Genomic DNA, 16,909 nt, shown 5'->3' with positions numbered 1-16,909 from the left:
CGCGCCCTGGCGCGACTGGGACTGCGGTCGGCAGGCCCGGCGGCCGGGAGGGCCTCAGAAGCCGATCGTCCAGCCGCTGTCCACGAGGCTGCGGGCGTAGGCGGCCTGTCCCAGGTGGGTCGAGGCGTCCTCGAAGGTCGAGACCAGGCGCACGCCGCGGGTCACGGGCGGGTCGTAGGAGTCGTCGATGACCTCGGCGATCTCGTCGTCCGACAGCGAGGCCGCGTACCGGGCCGATGCCTCCGTCACCTCGGTGAGGTAGGCGGCCAGCTCCTCGAGAGAGCTGGTGGTGACCGCGCCGACGTCCTGGGCCGAGTCGCCGAAGCCGAAGTCCTCGGCCCCGCGCTCGATCCCCAGGCGCTGCGCCCAGCCGCCTTCGCTCCATACCTGCTCCCGGCCGCTGAGCTGGGCGACCTGGACGTCCTCCTGGCGGGCGGCGTGCCAGATCAGCCACACGATCGAGTTGTGGATTCCACCCGGCTGGGTGTGCGCCTCCTGGAGGCCCAGGCCGTCCAGCACCAGTCCTGCGGTGTCGGCGGGGCGGCGGGCGAGGTCCTCGAGCAGCTGCTGAGCGGCGGTCATGATTCCTCCTGCGGTCGGCTGGCCCCTGCCTCCGGGGCCGTTCTCACGACCCTATGACCGCGCCCCGACAACACGAGAGGCCCGAGCTGCCGGCGTCACGCAATGTCATCACGACGCAGGTGTGTGCTTTAGGGAACGCATGAGGCAGGATGGAGGCGGAGCCGGATCCACCGGCATCCGTCGCACCACCGCGGAGAAGGAGCACCCCCATGGGCTTCCGGAAGTCACAGACCACTCAGTCGTCGTCCGCCGAGCACGAGGAGCTGGACACCCAGCCCGCCGAGCAGCTGCGCTCGGGCGCGCCGAAGCGCCGCCGCTCGCCGCTGATCCTCGGCGCCCTGTCGCTCAGCGCCGGGCTTGCCCTCAGCGGCTGCGTCGCCACCGGCGGCGACGACTCCTCCGACGACTCGTCGTCCTCCTCGTCCGAGGAGACGTCGAGTGAGGAGAGCGCGGAGGACTCCGCGGCCGCCAGCGAGTCGCCCTCGGAGGAGTCCACGGAAGGGGCCTCCGAGGACTCCTCGGACGACGCCTCGTCGGAGTCTTCGGATGATGCTTCCGAGGGCGCTTCGGAGGGCCCTTCGGAGGACGACTCCGAGGGCTCGGGCGGCGGATCGGCCTCCGCCTCGGGCGATGTGGTCGAGCTGTCGGGCCTGCCCGATGTGGAGCCGGTGCAGTCCGAGTCCGGCTCCGGCAGCGGCGAGTTCGCCCTGGAGCACCCGGACGGCGAGGATGCCCCGGTCTACACCAGCCGCTCCGCCAGCGGGGACAGCTCCATCTACGCCTACTTCACCGGGCAGCGCACCGACGGCTCGTCCACCTCCATGGGCGGCGTGGTCCCCGGCACCACCGGCGTGGGCTTCGAGGACCCGTACTGGATGGACGATCGCATCACGGACGTGTCGGTCGAGGCTCCGGATGACGTCGAGTGGCAGTTCGACGTCTACTCGATCGACGAGATCCCCGATGTCAGCCCCGGTCAGTCGGTCAAGGCCGACGGCTCCAAGGTCTTCCACTGGACGGGCGAGGAGGCAGGCGCCTTCGACGTCAAGGTCGAGGGCGACGGCAACTTCATCGTCAAGGCCGAGACAGCCGATCCCGACGGCCCCACCGCCCAGACGATCTTCAACGAGATGGGCCCCGGCGAGGGCACCATGGAGCTGCCGGCCGAGGAGTACTTCATCACGGTGGAGTCCAGCGGCCCGTGGGAGTTCACCGCCCAGTGAGGCCCCTGATGATCATCGTGGCCCTCAGAGGATGATGGCCACGATGATCATCACCAGGACCAGCGCCAGCGCGAAGATCCCCCAGTTGCGCAGCGTGGTGCGGAACTCGGCCTTCTCGGCCTCCGTGGTGGGCTTGGGGGTCTCATCGCCCAGGTAGCGGAAGTCGTAGGAGCGCGGCGGCTGGCCCTCGGTCGTGCCGCTGCCGGGGCCGTAGCCCGGTCCGCTGCCCTGCCGAGCCCGCGGGACGTCCTCCTCCGAGCCGGAGGGCTGCCCGAAGGCAGCAGCATTCCCGCCGTCGAAGCCCACGGGCCGGCCGAAGTCCGGGGCCTGCGGGGGCTGGCTGCTTCCCTCGCCCGACGGACGCGGCTCCTCCGTGGCCGGCTCGTCGGCCGGATCGCGGCCCAGCATGGAGGTAAGGGCGGCGTCATCGGCCGAGGACCATGACGGCGCGGGGTCGTCCTGGGGCTCGGGAGCCTTCGGTGCGGCCTCGCCCTCCGCGGTGGTACCGGAGTCGGTTCCTGCGGCGGTGCCGGCGTCGGGTCCTGCAGCGGTGTCGGCACTCGCGGGACTGTGCTCGGCGCGCTGGCGTCGGGCCTGCTGATCGGCAAGGCCCAGGGCATCGGTGAGTCGGCGCAGCCGATCCTTGAGGGCGCGGCTGAGGCCCTTCTGCTCGGAGATCTGCACGGCTCGCTGCGACACGCGGCCGTAGATGCGTCCGTCGTCGTCCACGCCCAGGTGCGCGGCCGCCTCGGCCGCCTCCACGGGAGGCGCCCCGGGGCTGGACTGCGCGGCCCAGCTCAGCAGCTGCACGGTCGCCGGCGTGCCGAGGGCCTGTGCGGCGGCGGGGCGCAGCGCCGGCGCGAACCGCAGCTCGAGCGCCTGGGTGCTGGCAGCGGCCTCGTCGTCCAGGGCGTCGATCGCGCCGCTGTCCGAGAGGACGGCCTCGAGCAGCACCGCGGCAGCCACGCGATCCCGGGGTTCGGCCCCGGCGTTCGACAGGACGGCCCTCAGCGTCTCGCGGGAGGCCTCCGCATCCCGGGTCAGCGCGGACAGGCGCTCCGGATCCGCCTGCGTGAGCTGCGAGGGATGCGACAGCGCGCCGCCCGGCTGCTCGTCGGAGCCTCCGGAGGAGCCGCTGGAGCGATTCGGGGACACGATCAGCACCTCTTTCATCGGACGGGGTGTGTCTCCGAGCCTACGCGGGCGAGCGCGCCCGCGCTCAGGCCTCCGCCAGGCGCAGCGTCCCGTGCACCGGCGGGACCCGCAGCGGCTCCGGCGCGCTGAGCCCGGCGGCCGCCGCTTCATCGGCCAGGGAGGCCCTCAGGACCGTCGACGAACCCAGCCCTCCGCCCAGCACGATCGGACCCGTGAGGCTCAGCTGCTCGGCGACCCCGGCCGCCATCTCGATCAGGTGCCCTGCGGCGGCCTCGAGCAGCTCGCGGGCTCCCAGGAGGCCGGCGCTGGCGCAGCGGTCCACGTGCGTGGCCAGACCCGCCCAGGCGGTGCGCTCGAAGCGGTCGTGGAAGTCCGCGATCAGCTCCGAGCGCTGGGCCAGGCCGCGGGCCTCGAGCACGGCGCGGTCGAGCTCATCGGCCGGCTTGTCGGCGTCTGCCCGGCGCAGAGCCCGGCGCACGGCCTCGCGTCCGACCCAGAAGGAGCTGCCCTCATCGCCCAGCAGGTAGCCCCAGCCGCCTCGGCGGGCCTCGGAGCCTTCGGCGGTGCGGCCCCAGGCCACGGACCCGGTGCCGGCGATCAGCGCGATGCCCTCGTCCGCCCCGGCGGCGGCCAGCAGCAGACGGGTGTCGTGCACGATGCGGAACCGCGCTGCGGCCAGAGTCTCCGCGGCCTCGATCACGAGCCTCCGGAGCCGGCGGGCGTCGTCGTCGGTGTCCACGCCGCCCGCCCCGATCACCACGTCCACGTGCTGCGCGGCCGGATCCAGTCCGGGGGCGCCCAGCTCCTCGAGCACGGCGGCCAGCCTCTGCCGGGCCTGGTCGCGGCTCACGTTCTGCACGTTGGAGCTGCCGCCGGAGGCCTCGGCGCCGATGACGAGCTCGGCCCCCGGTGCGGCGGCGGGGCCGTCCGCGCGCAGGCCGCGGGTGGAGGTTCCGCCGATGTCCAGGCCGATCACGGTGCGCTGGTGCATGCCTCCAGGCTAGCCAGCGGCTCTCGGCACTTCCTCTGGGGGAGAACGGCGTTGTGATCCGGGCCGCAGTCTTCCTACTGTGGTCATACGAAAGTCCCCTGATGAAAAGGAGCACTTCAGCATGACGACCACTGACACCTCCGTCACCGTCACCCGCGAGATCGATGCCCCGGCGGCCGAGATCTTCCAGATCCTGTCCCTGCCTGCCCGCCACGTCGACTTCGACGGCTCCGGCAACATCAAGAACGGCTCGGACCAGCGCATCGAGAAGGCCGGCGACGTCTTCACCATGGACATGCACCGCGAGGACCAGGGCGGCGACTACAAGACCGACAACACGGTCACAGGCTTCGACCCCAACAAGCTGATCGCCTGGAAGCCCGCCAGGCAGGGCACCACGGTCGAGGACAACGGCTGGGAGTGGGTCTGGGAGCTCGAGTCCCTGGGCGAGGACCAGACGCGCGTCACCCAGACCTACACGTGGAAGGACGCCAACCCCGAGATCCTCAAGAAGGTCCACTTCCCCATGATCTCGGAGGCGGAGCTGGAGGAGTCCATGAACCGCCTGGCCTCCGTCGTCGCCTCCTGATCGACTGACGCATGATCCCGCACTCGGGATCGGCGGACCACGGCGCCCCGGCTCTTGCGAGCCGGGGCGCCGCGCCGTCCGGGTGCCCGTCTTGCGACCCGGGGTGACTGAGGGGCCCGCGAGGAGTCGCTCACGCAGGGCTTGGGCGAGCGATGGTCTGCGCAGGCGACTCCTCGCGGGTGCGAGGTGCCCGTGCGGCTGCGTCGGTCCTTGAGATCGGAGGAGCCCGGGCATGCGAGGACCCCGGGGCGTCGCGATCGCCTCCGGGGTCCTCGTCTGGTCTGCGCGGTCCTACTGCGGGGTCGGCTTGCCACCGTGCTCTTCTCGATGGTTATCGCCTGCGCCGCATGCGCGCCGCCGGTGTGTTGATGACCCGTCTCCCGTTGTGCTGGGCTCGATCGTCAACCGGCTCGGCTGCTGCGGTCTGCTCCGGCCTTCACTGCGCGGCTTCTGCAGCCTTGCCCGTGTCGGTCCCGCTGATGGATGCCTTCTCCATTCGCACTCCCGTCTGTCGACCTGTGGTGCGCCAGACGCTACTCCCGTCCAGGGATGTGAGCAAGACCACTTTCCAAGAATTCCCGATCGCCCCCGAATGGGAGGATGGCTCCATGAGCACCGCCCCTGACAACGGTCAAGCCTCCGTCCGCCTGGACGTGTGGCTATGGTCCGTCCGGATCTTCAAGACCCGCTCGGAGGCCACGACGGCCTGCCGGGCCGGGCACGTGCGGCTCAACGGTGCTCCCGCAAAGGCGGCGCAGGCGCTGCGCGTGGGGGACACGGTCACGGTCAGGCGCCCGGGCTGGCAGCAGGAGCTCCTGGTCCGCAGGCTGCTGCTCAAGCGCGTGGGCGCCCCGGTGGCCCGGGAGTGCTACGAGGACCGCTCGACCCCGCCGCCGCCCCAGCTGCGCTCCGCGGTGCCGCAGCGCGACCGGGGTGCAGGGCGGCCGACCAAGAAGGATCGCCGCAAGATCGAGCAGCTGCGCGGGTACTGAGCGTTCGGTGCAGCCGCTGGCGCGCGTCAGTCCCCGTGCGGGGTGCTCGGACTCGAGCTCTCAGCGGGCGTCGTCGTCGCGGCGGCGGGAGAGGTAGGACAGCAGCGAGGGCGCGTGGTCGTCGTGGCCGTAGATCTCGTCCATCGCATCGGCCGCCGTGGGCGCGCCGCCGCGGCGTGAGGGACGGTCCTGGTCGAAGGGCTCGTCCGAGCGCGTCGGCCGCGACGTCGGACGGGGGCGCGGGGCCGGGACCCGGTCCTCGCGGCGGATGCGCTGGCCCGCGGATTCGTGCAGGGCCCGCGTCCCGGAATCCTCCTGTCCCTGGTGACTGCGCTGGCCCAGGTAGGCGCGCAGGCCCTGGGGCTGCTCGTCCGCGGCCGCCGGGCCCGGGCGCTGAGACCCCCGGCCGCTTCTTCGACCGCGCCCGGAGCGGCCGCGCGCGGGCTCCTGCTGCTCCACGGGTGCGCCGCGACGGGCCTGCTTGGCGCGGATCGCGCGCTGCACGGAGCGATCGACCAGCACCTCGGGAGGGCCGTCGTCTTCGGAGCCGGACCCGGAGCCTCCTCGTGCCCGACGGCTGCCGCGACGCCCTCGCCGCAGGGGCTCGTCGCGGGGCGGAACGGTCTGCAGCGGGGCGGTCTGCGGGCCGTCCTCGGAGCGATCATGGGGATCCTCGTCGTCCACGTAGAGCGGCAGCGCGGCGGCGGGGTCATCGGCCTCGGCGCGATCGACCCGCCGGGTCGCGGCGATGCTCGCGGCGGTCGGCCGATCCTCCCGGTAGCGGGGCATCACGGCGGTGGAGTCGAGGTCCTCGGCGCGGCTGCGTGCGGGCTCGGGCCCCTCCTCCCAGACCTCGTCCGGGGTGGAGTCCGGTTCCTGGGAAGAGCGCGGGCGGGCTCGGTGGCCGCGGACGTCGCTCCAGGCCTGCCAGCCGCGCAGCAGCCGCCAGCCCAGCCATAGGATCGCCGCGATCAGCGCGATCACTCCGGCGCCGTAGCCGCGGGCCATCCAGGCCAGCATCACGAGCAGCGTGAGGATCCCGCCGCCCAGTGGTGCCAGGGCGTACGGGGAGAGCTCGGGGAGCCAGCCCAGCGTGGGGGCGGAGACGCGACGGCCGGCGAGCAGCCCCAGCCGCCAGCGGCGCACGCGGACGCCGCGCAGGACGTCGTCCTGGGCCCCGGGCTCCCACTCGGCGGAGCCGTGGGCGAGCAGGACGCGGTCGGAGCTGAACATCGCGGCCACCAGCAGGTGCAGCCCAATGGCCAGCCAGGCGATCGGCAGCCCGACCGCGAACCACAGCGCGATGACCCGCACGGGAGCCGGGACCCCGGAGGCGTCGTAAACCGTGAAGTCCAGGGCTCCCCAGGTCAGCCACAGCAGCCCGATGCCCGCCGCGGCTGCGACCAGTCCGTTGAGCACAGCGCGCACGCGCAGCGGGGGCCACGACGGGTGGGAGGAGCGCACGGGGCGTCCGCCGGACGAGCGGGCCATCGCGAGACCTCCTGGGGGGATGCGGGTCAGGCCGAGAGGCCCTGGATGGATACTGTGGAAGGCTAGCAACGGGGCGCGACGAGCAGGCGCTCGAAGACGGCGGAAGACGACGGAGGCAGGACAGGTGCAGCGCAGCGATGTGCCGGGCGGCAAGGGGCTGAATCGGCGCATCCTCGGACTCGCCGTGCCTGCCTTCGGCGCCCTCATCGCGGAGCCGCTGTTCCTGCTGGCGGACACCGTCATCGTGGGGCGGCTGGGCACCGAGCCGCTGGCCGGCGTGGCCCTGGCCGGGGCGGTCGTCCAGACGGCCGTGGGGCTCATGGTGTTCCTGGCCTACTCAACGACTCCCGCAGTGGCCAAGCACCTGGGTGCCGGGCGCATGCGCGAGGCGCTGGCGGTGGGCCGCGACGGACTCTGGCTCGGCGCAGGCCTGGGCGTGGTCCTGGCGGTGCTCGGCGCTGTGCTGGGGCGGCCGCTGCTGCAGGCCATGGGCGGTCAGGGCGCGGTGCTGGAGCAGGCCTCGTCGTACCTGTGGTGGTCGCTGCCCGGGCTGCCCGCGATCCTGCTGGTCACCGCCGCCACCGGCGTGCTGCGCGGGCTGCAGGACACCCGCACCCCGCTGGTCATCGCCATGGCGGGTGCTGCGCTGAACGTGGGTGCCAACGTGACGCTGGTGCACGGAGTCGGCATGGGCGTGGCCGGTGCGGCGCTGGGCACGAGCCTCACGCAGTGGGCCATGGCCGCCGTGTACCTGGTCATGCTCGGGCGGCGCTGCCGGGCGGAGGGCGTGGGCATGGCCACCTCCCCGCGCCGGGTCGCAGCGCTGATGGGGGTGGGCTCGTGGCTCATGCTGCGCACCGTCTCCCTGCGTGCCGCGCTGATGCTCACGGTCGTGGTCGCGACCCGGCAGGGGGCCGAGAACCTCGCGGCCTATCAGCTGATCATGACCATCTTCAACGTCATGGCCTACGCGCTCGACGCCCTGGCCATCGCGGCGCAGGCGCTCGTGGGCAAGGAGACCGGTGCTCGGGACACCCGCGCCGAGGGCCCCGACGGCGACGAGGCCCGAGAGGCCGTGCGCGTCCTGGTGCGGCGCATCGTGAGCTTCGGGATGGTCTTCGGCGTGGTCACCGGGCTCGTGGTGGGGCTGGTCCTGCCTCTGGCCGCGCCCCTGCTCACGCCCTCGCCCGACGTCCAGCGGCTCTTCGCGCTCGGGATGATCGTGGTCGCCCTGGGCCAGCCGCTGGCGGCCTGGGTGTTCGTGCTCGACGGCGTGCTGATCGGAGCCGGCGACGCCCGCTACCTGGCCCTGGCGGGTGTGGTGAACCTGGTGGTCTACCTGCCGATGCTCGCAGCACTGGTGCTGGCGGATCTCGGCGGCTCGCTCGGGCTGGTGCTGCTGTGGATCGCCTACGCGTTCGGCTACATGGGAGCTCGCGGGGTCACGCTCGGAGTGCGCTCCCGCGGTGATCGCTGGCTGCAGCAGGCCTGAGCCGCGGCGGGCGGCGGCGCCGCTCGACTGACTCCGCGGGGCGCATCACCTGCTTCGATGATCCGTCGATGCGTGGGCGGTGGAGATGCGGCCGGTCGGGGCCCGCCGACGCGACGACCGGGCGCACCTGGAGCCCCTCTCGAGAGGTGATCGGCGGATGCCGTCGGTTGCCATCACAACGGGCCCGGATGTGCGCGCTGTCATAGAATGAAGGTGGAGAGGCAGTCAGGAGCGGCGCCGCAAGGCGCACGGTCTCCGGGCCCGATCCGCCAGGTCGCACAGGGCCTCTCCACCGGCTTTCAGCGTGGAAAGGCAGAGCGATGACCCAGAAGATCCTCGTCGGCTATGACGGCTCCGAGTTCGCGGAGAAGGCCCTGGATTGGGCCATCGGAGAGGCCAAGGCCCTGGACGGCGAGCTGACCGTGGTGGTCTCCACCGGTCGCCCCGTCGTGGCGGATGCCGCCATCACCGGTCCGTTCCTGGAGAAGATCGAGGACGAGGCCGAGCAGACCGCCCGCCGCGGCGTGCAGAAGGCCAAGGATGCGGGCGTGCGCGCCCAGGGCGTCCTGGAGCGCGGCGACGTCGCCGGGGTCCTCGTCAACGAATCACGGGACAGCTCCCTGGTGGTCCTGGGAAAGCGCGGCCTGCACGGTCTGCGCGGTCGCCTGGGCTCCGTCTCCGCCGCCACCGCCGCCCACGCCGAGTGCCCGGTCATCGTCCTGCCGGAGACCATCGAGCCCACCCAGGGCGACTTCACCGGCCGCGTGGTCGTGGCCGTCGACAAGCTCGGCCTGGAGTCCCCGTCGGTCCGGAAGGCGGCCGAGTACGCCCAGGCCCACGGCAAGGGCCTCTCGCTCGTGACCGTGATCCCGTCCGTGACCTCCCTGCCCTCGGGCTCCGCGGAGCTCGATCAGGCGGTCTCGGAGCAGCTCACGGAGCCGGCACGGAACATGCTGCAGGAGGTCGAGGACGACGTCGTCAAGCAGTTCTCCGGCCTGGACACCAGCATCCACATCCTCTCGGGCCGCCCCGCCGACGCCCTCGTGCAGGCCTCCGCCTCCGCGGACCTCGTGGTGATGGGCACGCGCGGCCGCGGCGGCTTCCGCGGACTGCTCCTGGGCTCGGTCTCCCAGGCCGTGCTGGTCGACGCCGTGTGCCCCGTGATGGTCGTGCCGAACCGGGCGCAGGCTGACAAGAGCTGAGTCCTCAGCCTCTCGGGCAAATCCCCGCGGCGCGCGCTTCGACGCCTGAGCCGACTCAGCGGCTGCGCCGTCAGGACCTCGCACTACAGTGGCGGGGCATCCCGTTGCGGATGCCCCGCCGCTGTCGTCCCCGGAAGCTGGTGCCCGTGTCCTACGAACCCGCAGCCCTGCGCGGTCTGGTCGCGCCCACCCTGGTGCGCGCCCTGCTGACGCTGGCCTTCGCCGCCTGCACGATCTTCGTGACGGACCCGAGCCTGGGCTTCAGCATCTGGCTGCTCGGGCTCTGGATGGCCGCCGTGGGCGCCTGCGTGCTGTGGGGCGATCTGCGCTCCCGTGACCAAGAGAGCCTGGATCTGGGCGGACTGGCCACCGTGCCGCGCTCGACCGGGATCATGTGGGTCCTGGGAGGCATCGCCGTGGTGATGATCCCGTCCACCGCCGAGATGCTGGCGCTGGTGGCCTCCGTCGTGCTGTTCCTGGTCGGCCTGCCGGAGGGCTGGCTGGGCACGTCGCGCCGCGGCCTGCATCCCCTGGCCAAGGACTGGCAGATCGTGGGTCTCGTCACCGCCGCGGCCGCGATCGGCGTGCTGCTCGTGGCCGGGCTGGGGCCGCACGCGATCCTGGGTGTCGTGGGAGGCGCTGCGATCATCTCGGGGGTCCTGCTGCTGCTCGCCGGTCTCACCCTGCGCCATGAGTCCCGCTCCGGCGGGGTCCCCGCCGATCCGGACCCGCGCGGCGCGGAGTAGACTGGAACGGTGTGCCTCCTGCATGCCCGAGCGTCCGATCGACGCTCGCGCGGGAGCCCCACCCGCTCGACGGCTCGCCTTTCGCGCGAGGCCCAGCAGCCGGCGTCGAGCCCGCATGACGACGACTTCAGGAGGACAGCCCCGTGGCTGGAGACAACCGACGGTCCAAGCGCCGCACCCCGGACGTGAAGGCACCCCTGGCGGTGTCCGCGGTCCTGGGACTCGTGGCGTTCGGCATCGCCTCGGTCGTGGGCGCGGGCGGGACCGAGGGGGGCCTGCGGCTGGACCTCGGGCTGATCATCGGCGGGATCGCATTCATCGCCTCCGTGGTGGTGTGCGCGACCCTCATGATGATCGAGAAGCCCAACGACCCCTCCCTGGGCGAGGGAACCGGCGTCAACCGCTCCTCCGCCAAGCTCTACGCCCAGCGCCGGGCCACCCGCGAGCAGCGCGAGGCGCAGAAGGACTCCGGGAAGAAGCCGGGAGATGACGACGGCGGCCCCCAGTTCGGTCAGCGCGTCCACCCCGAGCAGTGAGCTGATCCCGCGGCGCGTCCATCGAGGCCGCACCTGAGCTTCCCCTCCGGTCGGATGGGCGGCGCAGGTGCGGCCTCGAGGCTTTCTCGGCGACGACAGCAGCAGAGGTTTGCGTTCGTGATGTGCCTATGCAAAGATTGCATTAGCACACGAACCGAGGAGGACATGATGTCCGTTCGACGCTCCGCCCAGATCATCACCGCCGCCGTCCCGCTGCTGCTGGTCGGCGCTGCGGCTCCCGCCCTGGCCCTCGATCAGGCGCCTCCGGCCGCCGTCGAGACGGCCGCGGCGCAGGAGGGCCTGTCCGTCCCGCTGGAGATCTCCGGGATCGTCGACGGACTCAGCGATCGGGAGACGGCGCAGGTCGAGGCCTTCGCCCTGGGCATCGACGGCCAGCGCGAGTCGCTCGGGTCGGTGCAGGTCGACTCCGAGGGGCGCTACCTGCTGCAGGGAGCCGTCCAGCCCGGAGCGCCCGTGCTGCTCGAGGCCACCGTCTGGGAGTTGGGCCATGAGGACGAGGCCCTGAGCACCTGGTACGGCGACAGCCCGGATCTCGCCGGCGCCGAGGCGCTGCGCGCAGTCGGGTCGATGGACGGCATCGACATCTCCGTGGCCCGGCAGCAGGTGCCGGAGGCGGAGACGGTCGCGGCAGGCTCCGCCGTCGTGCCTGCCTCCCAGCAGGTGCCGGCCTCGGAGAGCGGGCTGTCCGCCGCCGGCTCGGCACCGCAGCTGTCCTCCGAGCGCGACGCTCAGCGGCTCGTGCTGGCGCTGCTGGCCACCGGGTCCTTCGTGGGCGGACTCGCGCTGCTGCGCAGATCCTCCGCCCAGCAGCGGGACTGACCCGCACCGCGTCGGGTCGCGGCCACCTGGCCGCGCTCAGCGCACAGACTTCCGAGCTGCGACGCCGTGCGCGCCGCAGGCTCGGTGCACGACTCGTCGTCGGTCCCTGCGGGGGCCGCGGCGCAGAGGCTCTCCGCCCGCATCCGCCGGGCGAAGAGCGGCCGCCCCGGGCAGGGGCGGCCGGGCCGCGGGCCGAGGCCGGGAGACCGAGGCCCGCGGGCGGGGAGAGTGCCCGCGCGTCCTGACGGGCGGGCGGGGCCGCGGGGCGGCTGCTCGATGACCGGGAGATCGTCGAGCCCGCCGCCCCGCGCGCCTTCCACCCGGGCCGAGTGCTCGAAGCGGGCTCGGATATGTCAGATTGGTGCCATGGCTTCCCCCCTCGAGGACTACGCGCTGCTCTCCGACATGCAGACCGGGCCGCTGATCTCGCGGCGCGGCTCGATCGACTGGATGTGCGTGCCCCGGTACGACTCCCCGTCGGTCTTCGGAGCGATCCTGGGCGATGCCGACCACGGCCGCTGGCTGCTGGCGCCGTCCGCCACCGTGGACGACGACGGCCGCGATCTGCCCGAGGAGCAGTGGCGCGATCAGTGCCGCGTGGGCGATCGCTTCTACGCCGAGCACACCTTCGTGCTGCATACCGTGTGGATAACGGACACCGGCTCGGTGCGCGTCACCGACTTCATGCCGCTGGACACCCAGCTGAACGTCGTCCGGCGGATCGAGGGCCTGACCGGGGACGTGGAGATGGTCCAGGACCTGCGCCTGCGCTTCGACTACGGGCGTATCACCCCCTGGATCTCGCACTTCGCCGGCCTGGAGGACCCCGAGACCGGGGAGATCGGCGACGAGGAGCTGATCGCCCTGGCCGGTGCCGATGCCATGGTCCTGCGCAGCGAGGTCCCCGCCGAGCGCATCGATGACGACAACGGCCCGCGCCACGTCTCGCGCTTCACCGTCTCGGCCGGTCAGACCCGGGACCTGGTGCTGACGCACTTCGAGTCGCACCGCACCCCGCCGCCGCCCGTCGATGCCGGCGACGAGCTGCGCACCGCCCTGGACACCTGGCGCGAATGGGACGAGCAGTGGGAGAACACGCAGCGGACAGAGGGGAAGGTCGAGCTGAGCGACGGCGGCGACGGCGCGCCCACCTACGGCGGAGCCGCCGCCGAGGAGGACGGCCCCGATCCGCTGCTGAGCCTCGAGGACCGGGAGGAGGCCGTGCGCCGGTCCCTGCTGGTCGTGCGCTCGCTCATGCACCAGCGCAGCGGCGGTCTGGTGGCGGCGCCGTCGATGTCGCTGCCGGAGCAGATCGGCGGCGAGCGCAACTGGGATGCCCGCTACTCGTGGCTGCGCGATGCCGCCCAGGCGCTGCAGGTCATGCTCGAGCACGGCCACGACCGCGAGGCCCTGCAGCTGCGCAACTGGATGCTGCGCTCCGTGGCCGGGCCGGCCGAGGACATCCAGAGCGTGTACGGCGTGGGCAGCGAGCGGGAGACCTCCGAGCACACGGTGGACCTGCCGGGCTACGAGCGCTCGCGCCCGGTGCGCGTGGGCAACTCGAGCTCCGGGAAGCTGCAGTCGGACACCGCGGGCTACCTGCTCGTGGCCTTCGAGCGGCTGCGCCGCCGCGGGCTGGAGGAGGATCAGCTGTCCTGGCCGATCCAGAAGGCGCTGCTGGGCCACGTCGTGGCGTCGTACGAGGAGCCGGACCAGGGCATCTGGGAGATGCGCGGGGACCGGGAGTTCCACACGCACTCGCGGGTCATGATGTGGGCGGCGCTGCAGGCCGGTGTGGAGGCCGTGCGCACGCACGGGCTCGACGGCGACCTGCAGCTCTGGGAGACCCACCGCGATCAGCTCGCGCTCGAGATCTGGACCTCGGGCTACGACCCCGCCGTGGGGACGTTCGTGCAGCGCTACGGCGCCCAGAGCGTCGACGCCTCGCTGCTGCAGCTGCCCTCCCTGGGCTTCGTGGACTGGGAGGACGAGCGGATGGTGCGCACCGCCCAGCGCATCGTCGAGGAGCTCGGCACCGAGTCCGGGCTGCTGCGCCGCTACCAGAACGTGTCCGTGCCGCCCGGCTCCGATCCCGCCGACTTCGAGTCGCAGATCGGCCAGGACGGCTTCGAGGGCCCGGACAGCCCGCATTTCGGCGTGACGCTGTGGCTGGCGGCCTACCAGGCGCGCAGCTCCCAGCTCGACGAGGCCCGACGCACGCTCGCCGGCGTCCTGCGCCGGGCGACCGATCTGGGGCTGCTCTCGACCGCCTACGACGGCGATCCCGACCACGGGGGCCGGATGCTCGGCAACATGCCGCACGTGAGCTCCCACCTCAGCCTCATCGAGGCGCTGGCCGCACTCGACGAGGCGGAGGGCCGACGCCCCGCGCCCGTGCTGCACGACGACCCCGAGGAGGATCCTGAGACCGCCGACGGCCAGGACCTCACGCGGGGAGGCTGAGCCCTCCGGGCGCTCGCCGCTGCCGCCCGGCAGCTACCGAGGCGGCTGTGGGAGGATCATCGCCATGCAGGCAGCCCTCCTCGTCGACGTCGGACAGATCGACTACCACGTGGGCGACGAGGCCATGGGCCACGCCGCCGTCGCCGCCCTGCGCGCTCGCGGGATCCAGGAGCCCGTGATGCTCACCCGGGATCCGCAGCACACCGCGGCTCGGTTCGAGTCGGTCGTGCCGGTGCCCACCCTGCGCTTCCCCTGGCCCCCGGAGGATCGCGCGCGCTACCTCGGGGAGATCCGCGAGGTGCTCGACGGCCGCATCGACGCCCTTCCGCCGGAGGATCAGGTCTTCGCGCTGATCGAGGCGCTGCGCGGCGTGGACGCGCTGCTGATCGGCGGCGGCGGCAACATGAACTCCCGCTACGGCTGGCTGCTCAGCGAGCGCGCCGCCGTGGTCGAGATCGCTCGCAGCCTGGGGCTTCCCGTGGTCATCAGCGGGCAGACCCTGGGCCCCGAGCTCAGCGAGCAGGACCGCCCCGTGCTGGCCAAGATGCTCGAGACCGCGGTGCTCGTGGGCCTGCGCGACCCGGACTCCCTGGCGCTGGCGCAGCAGCTGTGCCCCGGGCATCCGGGGTTGCGCGCGTGCCCCGACGACTCGGTGGGCTGGGCGCTCGAGGTGCTCTCCGCGCCCTGGAACACCCCGCAGAGCGAGGCTGCGGCGCCCGGCGGCTCCACGGCCGCGGCGCAGCCACTCGCGGAGGCGCCATCAGCTGAGGCCTCCCCTTCGGGCAGCCCGGCCGCGGGCGCTGCTGCGGAGGACGTCGAGGCCCAGGCGCTGTCCGATCCCACCGCCCCGCGGATCGTGGCGACCTTCGCCCCCGGCGCCGGCCCGTTCGAGGAGCATGAGGCCGCTGAGGTCTACGCGGTCGTGCTGGACGCGCTGGTCGAGCGCACCGGCGGGGCCGTGGAGCTCGTGCCGCACCTGGCCCGTCCGGGCGAGCACGACGGCGACGAGGCCTTCCACCGGCTCGTGGCCGCCCGGATGCGCCATGCGGCCGCCCACCGTCCGATCGAGGACGCCGAGGACAGCCTGCGGCGCACCCTGAGCGCCGACTACGTGGTGAGCTCGCGCTATCACCCGCTGGTCTTCGGCCTGGCCGGAGGTGCGACCGTCCTGCCGATCGCCGTGGACCGCTACTCCCAGGTGCGCATGGAGGGCGCCCTGCGCACCTGGGGCATCTCCGGGCAGGTCGTCCCGCTGGCTGCGCTGATCACCCCGCGCGAGGCCGCATGGGACACGCATCAGGCCGCGCAGCGCTGGACGCAGGAGGCCGTGGAGGGCCACCGGGAGTTCTGGAGCGATCTGCTGGCGCGTCGGGCCGCTGTGCGCGAGACGGCCGCGGCCTGGTGGGACGGGGTCCTGGTGGGGCTGTCCGGGGCGCTGCCCGGCCCGGCGGAGGTGCCGGAGGTCCCGGCGGCAGGGGCCGGCACCGAGTTCTCCCGCGCACTGCGCCGCGACTGGACGGATCCGCAGGCGCCGGTCGCGGAGGGCTCGGCGGCCTCCGTGGCGATCATCATGCGCACCAAGGACCGCCCGCTGCTGCTCGAGCGCGCCCTGGACGACGTCCTGGCCCAGACCCTGGCCGACTGGCGGCTGGTCATCGTCAACGACGGCGGCGATCCCGAGCCCGTGCAGCGCCTCGTCGACGCCCGGGAGCAGCGCTTCCGCGGACGCTGCCGGATCCTCTCGCACCGTCGCAGCGTCGGCATGGAGTCCGCCTCCAACCGCGGGGTGGCCGCCTCGGACAGCGAGTTCGTGGTGATCCACGACGACGACGACACCTGGGACCCCCAGTTCCTCCAGCGCACCGTCGCCTTCCTGGAGCGGCCGTCGTGCACAGATGCCGGGGTCATGGCCCGCACGGAGATCGTCTACGAGCAGATCGACGACCACGACGGCCAGAAGAGCGTGCGCGAGACCGGGCGCGCCCTGTTCTGGGCCGAGCAGAGCGCGATCACCCTCAGCGAGCTGCTGAGCATCAACCGGGGCGTGCCGATCTGCTTCCTCTACCGTCGCAGCCTGCACGGGCTCGTGGGGGGCTTCGACGAGTCCCTGCCGGCCTCCGGGGACTGGGAGTTCAATCTGCGCGTCGCCTCGAGCGCGACGATCGGCTTCCTGCCGGGCCGGCCCCTGGCTTTCTGGCATCAGCGCCCCAGCGCGCTCGGCGCGGACGGCAACTCGATGTTCGCGGGCAAGGCCCTGCACGAGAAGCACGATCTTGCGGTGCGCGAGCGGCACCTGCGCGAATGGACCGATCAGAACGGGATCGGCCTGCCGCTGTGGATGGCGCGGGAGATACAGGATCTGCGCGAGCGGCTCGAGCAGATGCAGGAGGGCCAGCAGCAGATGCTCGAGCAGAACCGTCAGCTCCTGGAGGCCGTGCAGGCGCAGCGGGAGCTGACCCAGGAGGCCGAGCAGCGGATCAAGGAGCACTCCCTGAGCAGCCGGGTCGGTCGCGTGCTGCGCCGGATCGCACCCTGGGCCTTCCGGGGCCGCTGAGGCGTCTGGCGGGGCAGATTCATCAGCAGACGCATGGTGTGCGCAGTGTGGGG

The 16,909-nt window shown here is 72.8% G+C and carries 14 protein-coding genes; 10 read left to right on the top strand and 4 right to left on the bottom strand.

Annotated features, from left to right (window positions below):
• Nucleotides 1-54 precede the first annotated feature (54 nt).
• Entirely contained in the window at nucleotides 55-582 is a 528-nt protein-coding gene (locus JOE55_RS06575) for a mycothiol transferase (RefSeq protein ID WP_058871950.1), read from the bottom strand.
• 209 nt (nucleotides 583-791) lie between these two features.
• Here JOE55_RS06575 and JOE55_RS06570 point away from each other — a divergent pair, with 209 nt between their 5' ends.
• On the top strand, nucleotides 792-1,805 hold the full coding sequence (locus JOE55_RS06570; protein ID WP_204782385.1) for a hypothetical protein: 1,014 nt from the start codon (nucleotides 792-794) through the stop codon (nucleotides 1,803-1,805).
• 24 nt (nucleotides 1,806-1,829) lie between these two features.
• Here the strand turns inward: JOE55_RS06570 and JOE55_RS06565 are convergent, their stop codons facing one another.
• Both JOE55_RS06565 and JOE55_RS06560 read right to left on the bottom strand, forming a co-directional pair.
• Complete coding sequence (locus tag JOE55_RS06565; RefSeq protein WP_204782384.1) at nucleotides 1,830-2,960, bottom strand: hypothetical protein; 1,131 nt, start codon at nucleotides 2,958-2,960, stop codon at nucleotides 1,830-1,832.
• Nucleotides 2,961-3,024: 64 nt separating this feature from the next.
• Nucleotides 3,025-3,951 carry a BadF/BadG/BcrA/BcrD ATPase family protein gene (locus JOE55_RS06560; protein ID WP_204782383.1) on the bottom strand — a complete coding sequence of 309 codons (927 nt, stop codon included), beginning with the start codon at nucleotides 3,949-3,951 and terminating at the stop codon, nucleotides 3,025-3,027.
• Between the two features lie 121 nt (nucleotides 3,952-4,072).
• Here JOE55_RS06560 and JOE55_RS06555 point away from each other — a divergent pair, with 121 nt between their 5' ends.
• Together JOE55_RS06555 and JOE55_RS06550 are read left to right on the top strand one after the other, a co-directional pair.
• Nucleotides 4,073-4,540: an SRPBCC domain-containing protein gene (locus JOE55_RS06555; protein ID WP_058871954.1), complete on the top strand. Its 468-nt coding sequence runs from the start codon at nucleotides 4,073-4,075 to the stop codon at nucleotides 4,538-4,540.
• Between the two features lie 608 nt (nucleotides 4,541-5,148).
• Entirely contained in the window at nucleotides 5,149-5,532 is a 384-nt protein-coding gene (locus JOE55_RS06550; RefSeq protein WP_204782382.1) for an RNA-binding S4 domain-containing protein, read from the top strand.
• A gap of 60 nt (nucleotides 5,533-5,592) precedes the next feature.
• Here JOE55_RS06550 and JOE55_RS06545 read toward each other — a convergent pair whose 3' ends face one another.
• Entirely contained in the window at nucleotides 5,593-7,023 is a 1,431-nt protein-coding gene (locus JOE55_RS06545) for an MFS transporter (protein WP_204782381.1), read from the bottom strand.
• A gap of 124 nt (nucleotides 7,024-7,147) precedes the next feature.
• Between JOE55_RS06545 and JOE55_RS06540 the strand changes: the two genes are divergently transcribed.
• From JOE55_RS06540 to JOE55_RS06510, 7 genes are all read left to right on the top strand, one after another.
• Nucleotides 7,148-8,515, top strand: coding sequence for an MATE family efflux transporter (locus JOE55_RS06540; protein ID WP_204782380.1), 1,368 nt, complete (start codon nucleotides 7,148-7,150; stop codon nucleotides 8,513-8,515).
• A 320-nt stretch (nucleotides 8,516-8,835) separates the two neighbouring features.
• Nucleotides 8,836-9,717, top strand: a complete 882-nt coding sequence (locus JOE55_RS06535; RefSeq protein WP_024289619.1) for a universal stress protein — start codon at nucleotides 8,836-8,838, stop codon at nucleotides 9,715-9,717.
• A gap of 146 nt (nucleotides 9,718-9,863) precedes the next feature.
• Nucleotides 9,864-10,463: a DUF308 domain-containing protein gene (locus JOE55_RS06530; RefSeq protein WP_204782379.1), complete on the top strand. Its 600-nt coding sequence runs from the start codon at nucleotides 9,864-9,866 to the stop codon at nucleotides 10,461-10,463.
• A 143-nt stretch (nucleotides 10,464-10,606) separates the two neighbouring features.
• Complete coding sequence (locus JOE55_RS06525) at nucleotides 10,607-10,999, top strand: hypothetical protein (protein WP_061711026.1); 393 nt, start codon at nucleotides 10,607-10,609, stop codon at nucleotides 10,997-10,999.
• 165 nt (nucleotides 11,000-11,164) lie between these two features.
• Nucleotides 11,165-11,839: a hypothetical protein gene (locus JOE55_RS06520; RefSeq protein ID WP_204782378.1), complete on the top strand. Its 675-nt coding sequence runs from the start codon at nucleotides 11,165-11,167 to the stop codon at nucleotides 11,837-11,839.
• Nucleotides 11,840-12,205: 366 nt separating this feature from the next.
• Entirely contained in the window at nucleotides 12,206-14,302 is a 2,097-nt protein-coding gene (locus tag JOE55_RS06515) for a glycoside hydrolase family 15 protein (RefSeq protein WP_204782377.1), read from the top strand.
• A 64-nt stretch (nucleotides 14,303-14,366) separates the two neighbouring features.
• The gene (locus JOE55_RS06510; protein ID WP_204782376.1) at nucleotides 14,367-16,856 is read left to right on the top strand and encodes a polysaccharide pyruvyl transferase family protein; all 2,490 of its coding nucleotides are present in this window, start codon (nucleotides 14,367-14,369) and stop codon (nucleotides 16,854-16,856) included.
• The last annotated feature ends 53 nt before the right edge of the window (nucleotides 16,857-16,909 follow it).

The sequence above is a fragment of the Kocuria palustris genome, assembly GCF_016907795.1.
GTDB lineage: Bacteria > Actinomycetota > Actinomycetes > Actinomycetales > Micrococcaceae > Kocuria > Kocuria palustris.
The sequence above is the reverse complement of the archived record's forward strand: the minus strand, read 5'-3'. Positions and strand labels throughout refer to the sequence as shown.

Bases quoted from the DNA above. Each gene is read 5' to 3' on its own strand.
- JOE55_RS06515 (WP_204782377.1), top strand. From the start codon at position 12,206: ATGGCTTCCCCCCTCGAGGACTACGCGCTGCTCTCCGACATGCAGACC.
- JOE55_RS06510 (WP_204782376.1), top strand. From the start codon at position 14,367: ATGCAGGCAGCCCTCCTCGTCGACGTCGGACAGATCGACTACCACGTG.
- JOE55_RS06520 (WP_204782378.1), top strand. From the start codon at position 11,165: ATGATGTCCGTTCGACGCTCCGCCCAGATCATCACCGCCGCCGTCCCG.
- JOE55_RS06560 (WP_204782383.1), bottom strand. From the start codon at position 3,951: ATGCACCAGCGCACCGTGATCGGCCTGGACATCGGCGGAACCTCCACC.
- JOE55_RS06575 (WP_058871950.1), bottom strand. From the start codon at position 582: ATGACCGCCGCTCAGCAGCTGCTCGAGGACCTCGCCCGCCGCCCCGCC.
- JOE55_RS06550 (WP_204782382.1), top strand. From the start codon at position 5,149: ATGAGCACCGCCCCTGACAACGGTCAAGCCTCCGTCCGCCTGGACGTG.
- JOE55_RS06545 (WP_204782381.1), bottom strand. From the start codon at position 7,023: ATGGCCCGCTCGTCCGGCGGACGCCCCGTGCGCTCCTCCCACCCGTCG.
- JOE55_RS06535 (WP_024289619.1), top strand. From the start codon at position 8,836: ATGACCCAGAAGATCCTCGTCGGCTATGACGGCTCCGAGTTCGCGGAG.
- JOE55_RS06555 (WP_058871954.1), top strand. From the start codon at position 4,073: ATGACGACCACTGACACCTCCGTCACCGTCACCCGCGAGATCGATGCC.
- JOE55_RS06570 (WP_204782385.1), top strand. From the start codon at position 792: ATGGGCTTCCGGAAGTCACAGACCACTCAGTCGTCGTCCGCCGAGCAC.